This window comes from Kluyvera genomosp. 2, assembly GCF_036759865.1.
In the GTDB taxonomy this organism is placed as follows: domain Bacteria; phylum Pseudomonadota; class Gammaproteobacteria; order Enterobacterales; family Enterobacteriaceae; genus Kluyvera; species Kluyvera ascorbata_B.
The window spans coordinates 220,330-234,137 of record NZ_JAPKIA010000004.1; the positions used below are offsets into that span (position 1 = coordinate 220,330).

Annotated in this window: 12 protein-coding genes; 5 read left to right on the forward strand and 7 right to left on the reverse strand. The window is 55.4% G+C overall.

Annotated features, from left to right (window positions below; genetic code table 11):
- Positions 1-3: 3 nt before the first annotated feature.
- Positions 4-2,370 (forward strand): glycoside hydrolase family 31 protein, encoded by a 2,367-nt coding sequence (locus V6942_RS05860; RefSeq protein WP_333500937.1) that lies wholly within the window; start codon positions 4-6, stop codon positions 2,368-2,370.
- A gap of 174 nt (positions 2,371-2,544) precedes the next feature.
- Here V6942_RS05860 and V6942_RS05865 read toward each other — a convergent pair whose 3' ends face one another.
- Both V6942_RS05865 and V6942_RS05870 read right to left on the reverse strand, forming a co-directional pair.
- A complete protein-coding gene (locus tag V6942_RS05865) occupies positions 2,545-2,859 on the reverse strand; it encodes a hypothetical protein (protein WP_146145688.1) in 315 nt (104 codons plus the stop codon).
- A 164-nt stretch (positions 2,860-3,023) separates the two neighbouring features.
- Positions 3,024-4,619 (reverse strand): ABC-F family ATPase, encoded by a 1,596-nt coding sequence (locus tag V6942_RS05870; protein WP_106924554.1) that lies wholly within the window; start codon positions 4,617-4,619, stop codon positions 3,024-3,026.
- A 219-nt stretch (positions 4,620-4,838) separates the two neighbouring features.
- Here V6942_RS05870 and ldtB point away from each other — a divergent pair, with 219 nt between their 5' ends.
- A complete protein-coding gene (gene ldtB / locus V6942_RS05875) occupies positions 4,839-5,759 on the forward strand; it encodes a L,D-transpeptidase (RefSeq protein ID WP_146145694.1) in 921 nt (306 codons plus the stop codon).
- Positions 5,760-5,847: 88 nt separating this feature from the next.
- On the opposite strand, the gene V6942_RS05880 is transcribed toward ldtB, so the two are convergent.
- The 4 genes from V6942_RS05880 to mntR form a co-directional block, all read right to left on the reverse strand.
- Entirely contained in the window at positions 5,848-6,564 is a 717-nt protein-coding gene (locus V6942_RS05880; protein WP_106924555.1) for a GntR family transcriptional regulator, read from the reverse strand.
- A gap of 15 nt (positions 6,565-6,579) precedes the next feature.
- Positions 6,580-7,956, reverse strand: coding sequence for a glycoside hydrolase family 1 protein (locus V6942_RS05885; RefSeq protein WP_106924556.1), 1,377 nt, complete (start codon positions 7,954-7,956; stop codon positions 6,580-6,582).
- Positions 7,957-8,166: 210 nt separating this feature from the next.
- On the reverse strand, positions 8,167-9,276 hold the full coding sequence (locus V6942_RS05890) for an anion transporter (RefSeq protein ID WP_106924557.1): 1,110 nt from the start codon (positions 9,274-9,276) through the stop codon (positions 8,167-8,169).
- Positions 9,273-9,746: a manganese-binding transcriptional regulator MntR gene (gene mntR, locus V6942_RS05895; protein ID WP_106924558.1), complete on the reverse strand. Its 474-nt coding sequence runs from the start codon at positions 9,744-9,746 to the stop codon at positions 9,273-9,275. Before mntR ends, V6942_RS05890 begins: the two co-directional genes overlap by 4 nt.
- 181 nt (positions 9,747-9,927) lie before the next feature.
- Between mntR and mntS the strand changes: the two genes are divergently transcribed.
- The 3 genes from mntS to V6942_RS05910 all read left to right on the forward strand — a co-directional run bounded on the left by mntS (position 9,928) and on the right by V6942_RS05910 (position 12,962).
- Complete coding sequence (mntS, locus tag V6942_RS05900; RefSeq protein WP_106924559.1) at positions 9,928-10,053, forward strand: manganase accumulation protein MntS; 126 nt, start codon at positions 9,928-9,930, stop codon at positions 10,051-10,053.
- 256 nt (positions 10,054-10,309) lie between these two features.
- Positions 10,310-11,890, forward strand: coding sequence for a phosphoethanolamine transferase (locus V6942_RS05905; protein ID WP_106924560.1), 1,581 nt, complete (start codon positions 10,310-10,312; stop codon positions 11,888-11,890).
- A gap of 115 nt (positions 11,891-12,005) precedes the next feature.
- Positions 12,006-12,962: a nickel/cobalt transporter gene (locus tag V6942_RS05910; RefSeq protein WP_106924561.1), complete on the forward strand. Its 957-nt coding sequence runs from the start codon at positions 12,006-12,008 to the stop codon at positions 12,960-12,962.
- 74 nt (positions 12,963-13,036) lie between these two features.
- Here V6942_RS05910 and ompX read toward each other — a convergent pair whose 3' ends face one another.
- Positions 13,037-13,546, reverse strand: a complete 510-nt coding sequence (gene ompX / locus V6942_RS05915; RefSeq protein WP_052284753.1) for an outer membrane protein OmpX — start codon at positions 13,544-13,546, stop codon at positions 13,037-13,039.
- Between the last annotated feature and the right edge of the window lie 262 nt (positions 13,547-13,808).

Sequence of the window (13,808 nt, forward strand, 5' to 3'; positions counted from 1 at the left end):
GACATGAAAACGCTGAAAAACTGGACCCTGCAAAAACAGTCAACCCATCACGTCGAGCTGCGGGTCGACGGCCAGCACACCCTGTGCCTGTACGTGCTGGAAGAGAATCTGTTCCGCGTACTGTTAAAACGCAAAGGCGAGCTGGCGCTGGATCGCACCTGGAGTATCGCCCCATCGCTGGATGTGCCGTGGGAAGGGCGTGACCGTGAGGATCTCAGCGGCTTTACCCTGCCGACCTGGACGCTGAGCCAGCAGGACGACACCGTAACGGTGGCGACCGAATCCTTACGTGCTACCGTCCACCAGCCGCTATGGATTGAATGGCATTACCGCAACGCCGAGGGCGAGTGGCAGCCGCTGGTCAACGACCGTCCCACCAGCGCCTATCTGATGAACGCCCACGGCGACGGCGTGGCGCACTATCAGAGCCGCCGCAAAGACGAACGTTTTTATGGCCTCGGCGATAAAGCCGGAGATTTACAGCGTGGCGGCAAGCGCTACGAAATGCGCAACCTCGACGCGATGGGCTACAACGCGGTCAGCACCGACCCGCTGTACAAACATATTCCGTTTACCATCACCCGCCGCGACGACGTGAGTTTCGGGCTGTTTTACGACAACCTCAGCAGCTGCTGGCTGGATCTCGGTAACGAAATTGATAACTATCACACCGCCTACCGCCGCTGGCAGGCAGAGGCCGGGGATATCGATTACTACCTGTTTACCGGCGAGCGCGTGCTCGACGTGACCAAAGCCTTCGTTCGCCTGACCGGCAAAACGCTGTTCGGACCAAAATGGAGCCTCGGCTACAGCGGTTCCACCATGCATTACACCGATGCGCCGGACGCGCAGAATCAGCTGATGAACTTTATTCGCCTGTGCGACGAGCATGCCATTCCGTGCGACTCGTTCCAGCTCTCTTCTGGCTATACCTCGATTAACGGCAAGCGCTATGTGTTCAACTGGAACGACGACAAAGTGCCGCAGCCGAAGGTGATGAGCCAGGCGTTCCACGATGCCGGTCTGCATCTGGCGGCGAACATTAAGCCGTGTCTGTTACAGGATCACCCGCGCTACGGCGAAGTAGCGGAACAGGCGCTGTTTATTCGCGATTCCGAAAGCGACGGTCCGGAACGCTCCAGCTTCTGGGACGACGAAGGCTCACACCTCGATTTCACCAACCCGCAGACCGTGGCCTGGTGGCAGAACGGCGTGACCAGCCAACTGCTGGAGATGGGTATAGATTCGACCTGGAACGATAACAACGAGTTTGAAGTCTGGGACGGCGAAGCGCGCTGCCACGGCTTTGGCAAAGAGATTGCCATTAAACATATTCGCCCGGTGATGCCGCTGCTGATGATTCGCGCTTCAATGGAAGCCCAACAGCGCTTTGCGCCGAACAAGCGCCCGTATCTGATCTCCCGTTCCGGCTGCGCCGGGATGCAGCGCTACGTGCAGACCTGGAGCGGCGATAACCGCACCAACTGGGACACCCTGCGCTACAACACCCGTATGGGGCTGGGCATGAGCCTGTCCGGGCTGTACAACCTTGGCCACGATGTCGGCGGTTTCTCCGGCGATAAACCGGACCCGGAGCTGTTTGTACGCTGGGTGCAGAACGGCGTGATGCATCCGCGTTTCACCATCCACTCATGGAACGATGACCATACGGTTAACGAGCCGTGGATGTACCCAGCCGTCACCCCGGCGATTCGCAGCGCCATTGAGCTGCGCTATCGTCTGCTGCCGTATTTCTACACCCTGATGTGGCAGGCGCACACCGACGATGAACCGATGCTGCGCCCGACGTTCCTCGACCACGAGCACGACGCGCAGACCTTTGAAGAGTGTGACGACTTCCTGCTCGGCCGCGACATTTTGGTGGCCAGCGTAGTGGAAGCCGGTGAACGCAAGCGCCGCGTCTGGCTGCCGGACAACGAGGCAGGCTGGTATGATTTCTACACCGGTGCCTGGTTCAGCGGCGGCCAGTGGATCACCCTCGACGCACCGCTGGAAAAACTGCCGCTGCTGGTTCGCGCCGGTGCCGGTATCCCAATGAGCGAGCGCATTACCTTTGTGAACGCCGCCGAGGATACGCAGCGCGAGCTCAAGCTGTACCCGCTGAAAGGCATGGGCAGCACGTCTGGCCTGCTGTTTGAAGATGACGGAGAGTCGTGGGGATACCAGCAGGGCAACGCGCTGTGGCTGGAATGGGAAATGGTCTGCACCGGCAGTACCATTGACCTGAAGGTCAACGCGCGCGGCGATTATCGTCCGGCGTGGAAGGCGCTGAAGGTGACGCTGCCTGCCAATGAAAAACGTCAGCTACTGATTAACGGCGTCGCCGCGACAGAGTGGATAAACCGCTGATTTTTTTCCATTGGTAACAAAGCACGCCATGAGTGTAACCGCTCATGGCATTTTTTTGCGTCTCTCACGCTGCCGCAATCAAAAAACCAATCAGCACACCGTACAAAACGACATTGACCACCAGCAGCATAATGATCATCAGCATCGGCCCCGTTCAAAGGTTGAGCGGTAGGGTTAACTTTTGACAATGGCCAGACGAATAAAAGTCAGCATCGCCACGCTGCACACTAGCCAGTTTCGCACCCCGGCCAGCAACGCTTTTCGCCGTCTCCAGACCTCAGTATGGCTTCGTCGTCGACAGTGCGCCAGACACTCTTCAATCGCGTCCTGGCGGGTGATGTTGCTGACGACCCGGGTACCAAGCTGTTCCGCTTCAACGTCGTTTTCCATCCGACTCATTGTTATGTAGAAAACGGGGCCGCGCTGCCGTATCAGGTAACGATAAAGGGTTCTGTCGTCCGTGCTGGTGTAGAGCATGAATTCTTGCATCGTCTCTTCCGCCATCAATGAATGTGCAGGAGCCATTTCTTCATAAAATTGTGCAGGAATTATGGTGTGGCGGGGGTTTCGGAACGTTGTTGATGAATTGTTTGTGATAAATGATGTGGTAACAATTCCCGATGACGCGAGCGCCATCGGGAAGCGATCTGGCATTAACCGTCGATACCTTTGCTGCGCAGGTAATCTTCGTAGTTGCCGGTGAAGTCGACCACGCGCTCCGGCGTAATCTCGATCACGCGGGTCGCCAGGGAACTGACGAACTCACGGTCGTGAGAAACGAAAATCAGCGTGCCCTGATACATTTCCAGCGCCATGTTCAGTGATTCAATCGATTCCATATCCAGGTGGTTAGTCGGTTCATCCATCACCAGAATATTGGGTTTCTGCATCATCAGTTTGCCGAACAGCATACGGCCTTTTTCACCACCGGACAGGACCTTCGCCGGCTTCTTGATGTCGTCCTGGCTGAACAGCAGACGCCCCAGGAAGCTGCGAACCACCTGCTCATCGTCGCCTTCCTGCTTCCACTGGCTCATCCACTCAAAGACGGTCAGATCGTTTTCGAACTCGTACTCGTGATCCTGCGCGTAGTAGCCAATGCTCGCGTTCTCGGACCATTTCACGGTGCCGCTATCCGGCTGCATGTCGCCAACCAGCGTCTTCAGCAGGGTGGATTTACCCACGCCGTTGGCGCCCAGAATGGCAATCTTCTCGCCCACTTCCAGCAGCAGGTTGAAGTTTTTGAACAGCGGGCCGTCTTCAAAGCCTTTGGTGAGACCTTCCACTTCCAGCGCGTTACGGAACAGTTTCTTATCCTGTTCAAAGCGGATGAACGGGTTCTGACGGCTGGAGGCTTTGACTTCTTCCAGCTTGATTTTATCAATCTGACGCGCGCGGGAGGTTGCCTGACGCGATTTTGATGCGTTAGCGCTAAAGCGGCTGACGAAGGACTGCAGATCGGCAATCTGCGCTTTCTTCTTGGCGTTGTCGGCCAGCAGACGTTCACGCGCCTGGGTTGCCGCCGTCATGTATTCGTCGTAGTTGCCCGGGTAAACACGCAGTTCGCCGTAATCCATATCCGCCATGTGGGTGCAGACCATGTTCAGGAAGTGACGGTCGTGCGAAATGATGATCATGGTGCTGTCACGCTCGTTCAGCGTCTGCTCCAGCCAGCGAATGGTGTCGATATCCAGGTTGTTCGTTGGTTCGTCGAGCAACAGAATATCCGGGTTAGAGAACAGCGCCTGCGCCAACAGCACACGCAGCTTCCAGCCGGGCGCCACTTCGCTCATCGGACCGTAGTGCTGCTCCAGCGGGATCCCCACGCCCAGCAGCAGTTCGCCCGCGCGTGATTCCGCAGAGTAGCCGTCCATTTCACCGTAGAGTACTTCGAGATCGGCCACTTTATAGCCGTCTTCTTCGCTCATTTCCGCCAGACCGTAGATGCGGTCGCGCTCTTGTTTCACTTCCCACAGTTCGCCATGGCCCATGATCACGGTATCGAGCACGGTGAACTCTTCAAAGGCGAACTGATCCTGACGCAGCTTACCGATGCGCTCGTTCGGATCGAGGGACACATTGCCCAGCGTCGGCTCTAAGTCGCCGCCGAGAATTTTCATAAAGGTAGATTTGCCGCTCCCGTTGGCGCCAATCAGGCCGTAACGGTTGCCGCCGCCAAATTTGACGGAGATATTTTCGAACAGCGGCTTACTGCCAAACTGCATGGTGACGTTGCTGGTAACTAACACGGGAGTATCCTGAAGAATGTGACAAACTCCCTATTATGCCACAGTTACGAATAAAAAGCGCCCGCCTTCGCGAGAAGGCTAAACTGTAAGGTAAGTGAAAAAAATGTGATTTCGTACACATCCGAATTCCCTGTGACGGCGAATGCACATATAATGCGCTCCTACCAACAGTCTGAATTCCCAAACAACCGCCGTAATGGCACTGATACCTCGCACAACATGAACATGAAATTAACAACGCTTTTCGCTGCGGCGCTCGCTGTCGTAGGTTTCTGCAATTCGGCTTCAGCGGTAACGTACCCGCTGCCGACCGATGGCAGCCGTATTGTCGGTCAGAATCAGGTCATCACGATCCCTGAGGACAACAAGCAGCCGCTGGAGTACTTCGCCGCCCAGTACCAGATGGGTCTGTCCAACATGCTGGAAGCTAACCCGGGCGTGGATACCTACCTGCCGAAAGGCGGCAGCGTGCTGAATATTCCTCAGCAACTGATCCTGCCGGATACCGTGCATGAAGGTATCGTCATTAACAGCGCGGAAATGCGTCTGTACTACTATCCGAAAGGCACCAACACCGTGATCGTGCTGCCAATCGGTATCGGCCAGTTGGGTAAAGATACCCCGATCAACTGGACAACTAAGGTTGAACGTAAGAAAGCGGGCCCGACCTGGACCCCGACGGCGAAAATGCACGCAGAATATGCTGCGGCAGGCAACCCGCTGCCGGCAGTGGTTCCGGCCGGTCCGGATAACCCGATGGGCCTGTACGCGCTGTACATCGGCCGTCTGTATGCGATTCACGGCACCAACGCCAACTTCGGTATCGGCCTGCGCGTAAGCCACGGCTGTGTCCGTCTGCGTAACGAAGACATCAAATTCCTGTTCGAAAACGTGCCGGTTGGCACTCGCGTAGAGTTTATTGATGAGCCGGTGAAAGCCACGACCGAACCCGATGGCAGCCGCTACATCGAAGTTCACAACCCGCTGTCCACCACCGAAGCACAGTTCGAAGGCGGTGAAACGGTACCTGTAACGCTGACCAAAGCCGTACAGGCAGTAACCAGCCAGTCCGACGTTGACCAGAGCATCGTTGACCAGGCAGTGAAAAACCGTTCCGGTATGCCGGTTCGTCTGAACTAATCCATCCGGATTGCCCGGTGACGGCCTACATGTCCGTAGGCCGGATAAACGCAAAGATAAAATGGCGGGAGATAAACCCGCCATTTTTTTATCCGTTATTCACAATCACAATCCCGCCGTGATCGTAACGATAGTGGCAGTGCGCATACTCCAGCGGCGTCCCGTCATCCAGGTAGATCACCTGCTCAACTTCCAGAATCGGATCGCTGGCTTCGCAGTGAAGATGCTGCTGGTCAAGCTCGCTCGGCTTCAGCGCGCGCACCACGCGATAAGACCCCATCATCTTCAGCCCCAGGTTGTCCTGCACGTAGCGAAACACCGAGCTTTCCAGATGCGCCTTGCTCAGCCCCGGCACCAGCGACACCGGCATCACCGTGGTGTCCAGCGACAGCGGTTCTCCGTTAAGCAAGCGCAGGCGCACAAAATCGTACACCGGCGCATCGGCGTTAATCAGCAGCGAAGCCTGCTCTTTATCGGTAGGAAAACGCAGCTCAAAGCGGATCACCTGGCTTTCGACTTTACCCAGATGGCCCCAGGTTTCGGTCGCTCCGGCGTAGTCGCTGCCGTGAATATCCCACTGAGAAAGCTGGAGGAAATTTTTGCGGATAAACGTCCCCTGCCCCTGACGGGTGTAGACCAGCCCTTCCACGATCAGCTGGCGCATCGCCTGCTGAATGGTCATGCGGCTGGTGCCAAACTCCGCCGCCAGCGCAAACTGGTCAGGTAAGGGATCGGCGGCAGCGTACTGCCGACTGATGATCCGTTTTTTAATTTCCCGCGCTATCGCGATGTACTTCGCTGCCATGCCCCGCTCCTGTGATTACATCTCTTCGCCGTTGCTATGAATCGCCCGCTTCAGCCAGTCGTAGCTTTTCTTCGGCACGCGCTTAAGGTCTTTTAAATCGTGGTTTTCGCGATTGACGTAGACCACGCCGTAGCGCTTACGCATATCGCCCTGCGAGCTAAGAATATCAATCAGCCCCCAGCCCAGATAGCCAATAACCTGGGCGCCATCCTCAAAAATCGCCGCTTTCATGGCGTTGATATGGTCGCGATGATAGGCGATACGATAATCATCGGCGATCGGATTTTCGCCGTCCCACTGCTCAATCACCCCAATGCCGTTCTCAATCGGAAACACCGGCAGGCGCCAGTCATTGTAATAGCGGGTAATAATACTGCGAAAACCGAGCGGATCTATCTGCCAGTTCCACTCGGTGGCCTTCAGGTGCGGGTTCGGCTTGTCGCCAAACAGCATGTAGTTATTGACCGGCGTACCTTCCGGGATCGGATCGCTGTCCAGCGTGCGGCTGGCGTAGTAGCTGAACGCCATATAGTCGTTCTTCATGGTCGCCAGCACCGCCAGATCGTCCTCGCGATAGATGTCGCTGAACCCCGCTTGCTTAACAAAGTGCAGCACTTCCGGGCTATAGCCTTCACCGGCAAAGGCGCGCAGGAGATTCTGATTGAAGAATTCGTCGAGCTGCTGGGCGCAGAATACGTCGCGCGGCTTGCAGGTGGCCGGGTATACCTGGGCGTGCGCCAGCATGCCCCCCATCAGTTTGCCGGGTTTGGTGTCGTGCAGGTAATGCGTCAGGTGCGCATGCGCCATCATCACGTGATGCTGGATTTCATACAGCTCGCGCAGCGTTTTGTCACCGCGCATATAGCCGGAGATCAGGAACGTTTCCGGCATATGGTAAAGATTCTGCTCGTTGAAGGTCAGCCACCAGGTCACCCGATCGCCGAAGCAATCGATCATCTTTTTGCCGTAGCGGATAAACGCTTCCATCACGCGGCGATCGGTAAAACCGTTGTATTTTTCGGCCAGCGCCAGCGGCATATCGAAGTGGTACAGGCAGATCATCGGCTCAATACCGCGCTCGATAAGGCCGGTGATGAAACGCTCATAGAAGGCAATGCCCTCTTCATTGAACTCACCATCGCCGCTCGGACAGACGCGGCTCCAGGCAATCTGGAAACGGTAGCAGTTCATGCCCAGATCTTTCATCAGATCGAAATCTTCTTCATAGCGGTGGTAGGCGTCGGTTGCCACCTTCCAGTCAGAAGCAAACTCTTTTGGCTCGCGAATATCGTATACCGACATCCCTTTTCCGCCCTCATTCCAGGCGCCTTCGGTCTGCATACTGGAAACGGAGTTCCCCCACAGGAAATGGGCGGGCAGTGATGGTTTCATGGTTCGGCTCCTATATGACTAGTCATTTAAATTTAATGACTAGTCATATACCGTAAAGCCGAAAAAACACGCAACCGGGAAGATCGTTTTATGTGAGATCGAAGAGAATTTTCCCACAGGAAGAGAAGATAGGCAGGCCGGATAAGGCAACGCCGCCATCCGGCAGCGTGCCGTACAATGCCTGAAGGTGCTTCGCTTGTCAGGCCTGCGTTAGAAAAGCAAAAGCAGACCGTACCCCACCACAGCCGCCCACAGCAGCATCGGAATAGAGTACAGGTGGAAACGCCACCAGATGCGTCGGTCTGCCGCCATACGCAGCGCTATCAGGTTTGCCAGCGAGCCGGGCAGCAGCCCGAAGCCACCAACGTTGACCGCCCACGCCAGCAGCGTCGATGGCGGCACATAGTTCAGCAGCAAAATAGTCGACGGTACGTTGCTAATCACCTGCGATAGGCCAATCGCCGTCAGCCACAGCGACATACCGGAAAGCGCGCTGGCCCCGCCAAACGCCTGCTGTAGCACCGGTAGTTGGGTCAGCAGATGAACATCGATGAACATCGCCATAAACACCAGCAGCAGCGTCCAGTCCACGCTCAGCACCACTCGCCGAGCCAACAGCAGGAAACCCACGGCGATGACGATAAGCCCCCACAGTTCCTGCTTCATTTCCAGCGCGGCAAGAAAAATCAGGTAGAAGGCCAGGCAGCTCCATACCAACAGCGGCTGCCAGTCAGGCGTGCGTTCACTGCTTTGAAACGCCAGCTTTTTCGCCGGGAAACAGCACCAGCATAGCACCAGCAGCGTGGCTAACATTGCCACCGCCAGCGGCAGCATTTGCAGGGTAAAGGCCGGGAAAGAGAGACCCGATCGCCCCCACAGCAGGATGTTCTGCGGGTTGCCAATCGGCGTCAGCAGCGAACCGGCGTTCACCGCCAGCGCCTCAAAAATAATCAGCCGGTTAATCGGCAGCGCGCACCATTTTTTTAGCGTCAGGGTCAACGGCACCACGATAAACAGCGCCACGTCATTGGTCAGAAAGGTCGACAGCAGCGCCGCCGCCAGAACCATAAACACCGCCAGCTGACGCTCGGTGGCAAAACGGCGCGCCATTTTGCGCCCCAGGACATCAAAATAGCCGCTTTGCTCTACGCCTTTGGTCAGCAGCATCAGCCCGCTGAGGGTAATAATGGTGTGCCAGTCGATGGCCGCCGGCCAGCGCGCGGGGGCGAAGGGAACAAAAAAACTCAGCAGGACGCCGACGAGAATCAGCAGGTGCAGAAAACGGTCGCCCGCCAGCGACCGAAGAAAAGGGAGGTTCATTCCACGAATTGCCCGTGCTTCAGGGTGAACTGACGGAACATGTCGAGCGTTTCCTCGCTGACATGATGTTCAATACCTTCCGCATCGCGGCGCGCGGTATCGGCGCTAACGCCGAGGGCCAGCAGGAAAGTCTCCACGACCTGATGGCGCTCACGGCTCTCCTGAGCCAGTTTTTCGCCCTCTGGCGTTAAAAACACGCCGCGCCACGGGATCTGCTCAATCAGCCCTACGCCCGCCAGACGCTTCAGCATTTTCGCCACCGTGGGCTGCGAGACGCCCAGACGCGCTGCCATATCCACCTGTCGCGCCTCGCCCACTTCGCGAATTAGATCGGAAATCAGCTCAACGTAATCGTCAATCAGTTCGCGGCGATGCGCTTCGCGTACCTGGCGAAACCCCTCAACGTGCTCTTCAACATTCACCAGCTGCGTCACTTTTTTTGTTATTGGCGTACCTGCGCGACGGCCCATAAAGCTTCCTCATCTGTGCGACGCCGGAACGCGTCATCAAAAGTGCGCCCATTGTAATGGATTGTGACTCAAGCACAAAAATTTAACGTTTTAGCCATAGCTATAAAATATAGCCTGTGCTATATCTGTATGTAATGCAAACACTCATCACGGAATGATGGGCCAGAAAGCAGGAGGAACCATGAACGAATTCAAGAGGTGTATCAGCGTGTTTAGCCACTCTCCTTTTAAAGTACGGTTAATGTTGATCGGTATGCTGTGCGATCTGATTAACAACAAGCCGCAGCAGGACAAACCGTCCCACTAAGCGGCGTGCGAAACGCCGCTTCATCTCGTTGTCATATTTGGCTGGCAATCTACCCGTTTGCGCCCAAAAACCCCGGTTATTTTCTGGTTTTGTAAGCGCCCTCCCAAAACAATTCGTTATCAGTAGTTGACCCAATAATAAGCTCGCTTTATCTTCTTGCAGCCCTGTCCTTTGCGTCCCCTCTTTGCGCATGGTCTGGCCAATAAAGACCCCTTGACGCCAGGGGCCGCACATGGCGTTTTGATAGTTGTAATCTATGAATCTAACCCTGAAAGAAACCCTTGCTGCACGTGGGCTCGCCGTTAGCCCGTGGACAGGATTGTACTTTTTACAATCAATCCTGATAAACCTGGCGCTGGGGTATCCCTTCAGCCTACTGTATGCCGTCGCGTTTACCGGCGTGCTGCATCTCCTGTGGCGCACGTCGCCCAACGTGCAAAAGGTGATACTGGGGCTTTATTCACTCGTCGCCGCGCTCTACTTTCCGTTCAGCCAGGCCTACGGTGCACCGAACTTCAACACCCTGCTGGCGCTGCACGCCACTAACGTAGAAGAGTCGACGGAAATTTTTACCATCTTCCCGTGGTACAGCTATCTGGTCGCGGTGTTTATTTTTGCGCTTGGGGTCATTGCCGTACGGCGTAAAGCGGTCGATAAAACGCGCTGGCACCTGATGGACACCCTGTGCCTCATCTTCTGTATTGGCGTGTTTTTTGTGCAGCCGATACAAAACAAAGCCTACGGCGGCGTCTTCAAGCTAAAAGACAGCGGCTATCCGGCCTTCCGTTTCGTGAAAGACATTATCGTCAACAATAACGAAGTGCTTGACGAACAGCGCCGCATGGCCGAGCTGTCTGGGATGAAAGACACCTGGAACGTGCTGGCGGTGAAGCCGAAATATCACACCTACGTGGTGGTCATTGGCGAGAGCGCGCGCCGCGATGCGCTGGGTGCCTTTGGCGGCCATTGGGACAACACGCCGTTCGCCAGCTCGGTGAACGGCTATCTGTTTACCAACTACGTCGCAGCCAGCGGTTCGACGCAGAAGTCGCTGGGCCTGACGCTGAACCGCGTCGTCGACGGCAAGCCGCAGTATCAGGATAACTTCGTCACCCTCGCCAACCGTGCCGGTTTCCAGACCTGGTGGTTCTCGAACCAAGGGCAGATTGGCGAGTACGATACGGCGATCGCCAGTATCGCCAAGCGTGCCGATGAAGTGCACTTCCTGAAAAGCGGTGACTTTGAGGCGGATAAAAATACCCGCGATGAAGATCTGCTGAAGATGACCGAACAGGTACTCTCCACTCCGCGCAGTCAGCCGCAGCTGATTGTGCTGCATATTATGGGCTCCCATCCGCAGGCCTGTGACCGCACCCAGGGCAAGTACGCGCAGTTCGTACAGTCAAAGGAGACCTCATGCTACCTTCACAGCATGACGCAAACCGACAGCCTGCTGAATCAGCTCTACGATCAGCTGCGCCGCACGACGGACAGCTTCTCGATGGTTTATTTCTCTGACCACGGTCTGGCCTTTAAAGAACGCGGCAAAGCGGTGCAGTACCTGGCCCACGACGATAAATACCAGCAGAACTTCCAGGTGCCGTTTATGGTACTTTCCAGCGATGATAAAGCGCACAAGCTCATCAAAGCGCGACGTTCAGCCAATGATTTTCTGAGCTTCTTCACGCAGTGGACCGGGATCCAAACCAAAGAGATCGCGCCGAAGTATCGTTTTATTTCGTCGCAAAAAGCCGGGAAGGTCTACATCACTAACTTCCAGTTACAAAAAGTGGATTACGACACGCTCAAGACCGATCTGTTTGATCCAAAGAGCTAATTCCACGACGTTTCTTTGACTTCCCGTTTACCTTTTGTCCCGGTAAACGGGTAGCAAACGCCCCCGCTATCGCCTTACTATACTTGCTTTACGACCACCTGAAGCAGGCCTCATCATGATCGCACAACGCCTCACGCGCGACTGGCGCTTTCCTATTGCCGGGCTAATGATACTGTTGTTGCTCAGCGCGACGTTCGCTCTGCACGCGCACTGGAACGCCTTTATCCAGTGGTGTCTCGCCACGCAAATTACCCTGCACCGCTACCTGGTCATGTACCTGCTGCAGCTCAATAACCATGAATACAGCGGCGGCCTGTGGCTGCTGCTTGGCGCATTTTTTTACGGCGTGCTGCACGCCGTTGGCCCGGGCCACGGTAAGTTTATTGTCACAACCTACCTCAGCACCAACAAAGAGAGCCTGCTCGCCGCGCGTGTGGTGCCGTTTCTCGGTAGCCTGATGCAGGGCATCAGCGCGATTCTTTTTGTCTTTATTCTGGCGGTCGGTTTCAACCTTGCGTCAGGCGATCTCAGCACCAGCCGCTGGTACGTTGAAAAAATCAGCGCGCTGATGATTGGCGCGTTCGGGCTGTTCGTCATCTATCAGTCTCTGAAAGGTCTTCGCCCCCGTAAAATGTCCATTACGGCGCTCAGGCCACAGCATCAGCATGATGAAAACTGCGGCTGTGGGCATCACCACGGCGTGGGTTCGGCGCTAACCCAGAGCGACTGGAAAACGCGCCTTGGCGTCATTCTGGCGATTGGCGCACGGCCGTGTAGCGGTGCAATCATGATTTTGATGTTTGCCAACGCGCTGGGGATTGTGACGTGGGGAATCGCTGCGGTGATGACGATGGCGCTGGGGACCGCACTATCAATTCTCTGCCTATCGCTGGCAGTGCGCTATGCCAGAGAGCGCACGGTGGCCCTGTTTGGCGGCGCGTTCGGCGGGCAATGGGTTATTCCTGCGGTGAAAATAGCCGGCGGGATCATGTTGATTTTGTTTGCCACGGTGCTGTTTCTGACGGTGATACCGATTAGCGCAAACGGAGACTATATTGCGGCGGGCTGTTGAATGTGACGGGAACGGGGTGTAAAAAAGGCATTAAAAAAGGGGTCCTGAGACCCCTTTTTGTATCACCGAAGTGATTAGAAGCGGTAACCTGCACCAACGATCCAGGTACCAACGTCAACGCTACGAATGCGAGACTGCTCGTAGGAGAAGTCCAGAGCAACGTTTTCGATCGGGTTGAACTGCAGACCTGCGCCGTAGGAGAAACCGTAGTCGCTGGTGCTGTTGTTATCCGGGAACTGGTTGCCCTGTGCTTTACCGTAGCCCAGGCCGATTACGCCGTAGATGCTTGCCCAGTCGTTCAGACGGTAAGCAGGACCCGCAGTGATGCCGTAGTACTGACCTTTGGTGTACACGCCGTTCTGGGTGTCACTTTTTTCAGTGTAGGTGAAGGAGCTGATCACACCCAGCGGGCTGTTGTCAGCTTCGTAGCGATATTTCAGGTTGAAGCCGCCAGCTTTGTTAGCGACGCCCTGCATATCACTCTGTGCGTAACCACCGGTAACAGTGGAGGTTGCAGCTACGGCAGTACCTGCGGAAACAGCCAGAACAGCGGCCAGTGCTGAAAGACATGCAATTTTTTTCATAACCACCTCAAATGTGCTTCTAATAAGTCCGTAAGTTTTAAATATATCAAAAATTGTTAAGAAACTCTTTGGTCCTGATGATGTCTAAGGGCAGCTTTGATGTAACAAAAATTTTCCATCACCGCCTATCACCTTCATTTCACACACGTTTTTACGTTAAATCTTCGGTTTACTTCGGTAAAAACTGCGCTCAATTTTCCAGACAATTCCTAATTTGACAGACGAAATAATCATCGACTATGCAAATTCTACTCGTTCCGGG

Excerpts from the sequence above, each read along its gene's own strand:
- mntS (WP_106924559.1), top strand. The coding sequence starts at position 9,928 with ATGAACGAATTCAAGAGGTGTATCAGCGTGTTTAGCCACTCTCCTTTT.
- V6942_RS05860 (WP_333500937.1), top strand. The coding sequence starts at position 4 with ATGAAAACGCTGAAAAACTGGACCCTGCAAAAACAGTCAACCCATCAC.
- V6942_RS05890 (WP_106924557.1), bottom strand. The coding sequence starts at position 9,276 with ATGAACCTCCCTTTTCTTCGGTCGCTGGCGGGCGACCGTTTTCTGCAC.
- V6942_RS05885 (WP_106924556.1), bottom strand. The coding sequence starts at position 7,956 with ATGAAACCATCACTGCCCGCCCATTTCCTGTGGGGGAACTCCGTTTCC.
- V6942_RS05880 (WP_106924555.1), bottom strand. The coding sequence starts at position 6,564 with ATGGCAGCGAAGTACATCGCGATAGCGCGGGAAATTAAAAAACGGATC.
- V6942_RS05905 (WP_106924560.1), top strand. The coding sequence starts at position 10,310 with ATGAATCTAACCCTGAAAGAAACCCTTGCTGCACGTGGGCTCGCCGTT.
- ompX (WP_052284753.1), bottom strand. The coding sequence starts at position 13,546 with ATGAAAAAAATTGCATGTCTTTCAGCACTGGCCGCTGTTCTGGCTGTT.
- V6942_RS05910 (WP_106924561.1), top strand. The coding sequence starts at position 12,006 with ATGATCGCACAACGCCTCACGCGCGACTGGCGCTTTCCTATTGCCGGG.
- V6942_RS05865 (WP_146145688.1), bottom strand. The coding sequence starts at position 2,859 with ATGCAAGAATTCATGCTCTACACCAGCACGGACGACAGAACCCTTTAT.
- ldtB (WP_146145694.1), top strand. The coding sequence starts at position 4,839 with ATGAACATGAAATTAACAACGCTTTTCGCTGCGGCGCTCGCTGTCGTA.
- mntR (WP_106924558.1), bottom strand. The coding sequence starts at position 9,746 with ATGGGCCGTCGCGCAGGTACGCCAATAACAAAAAAAGTGACGCAGCTG.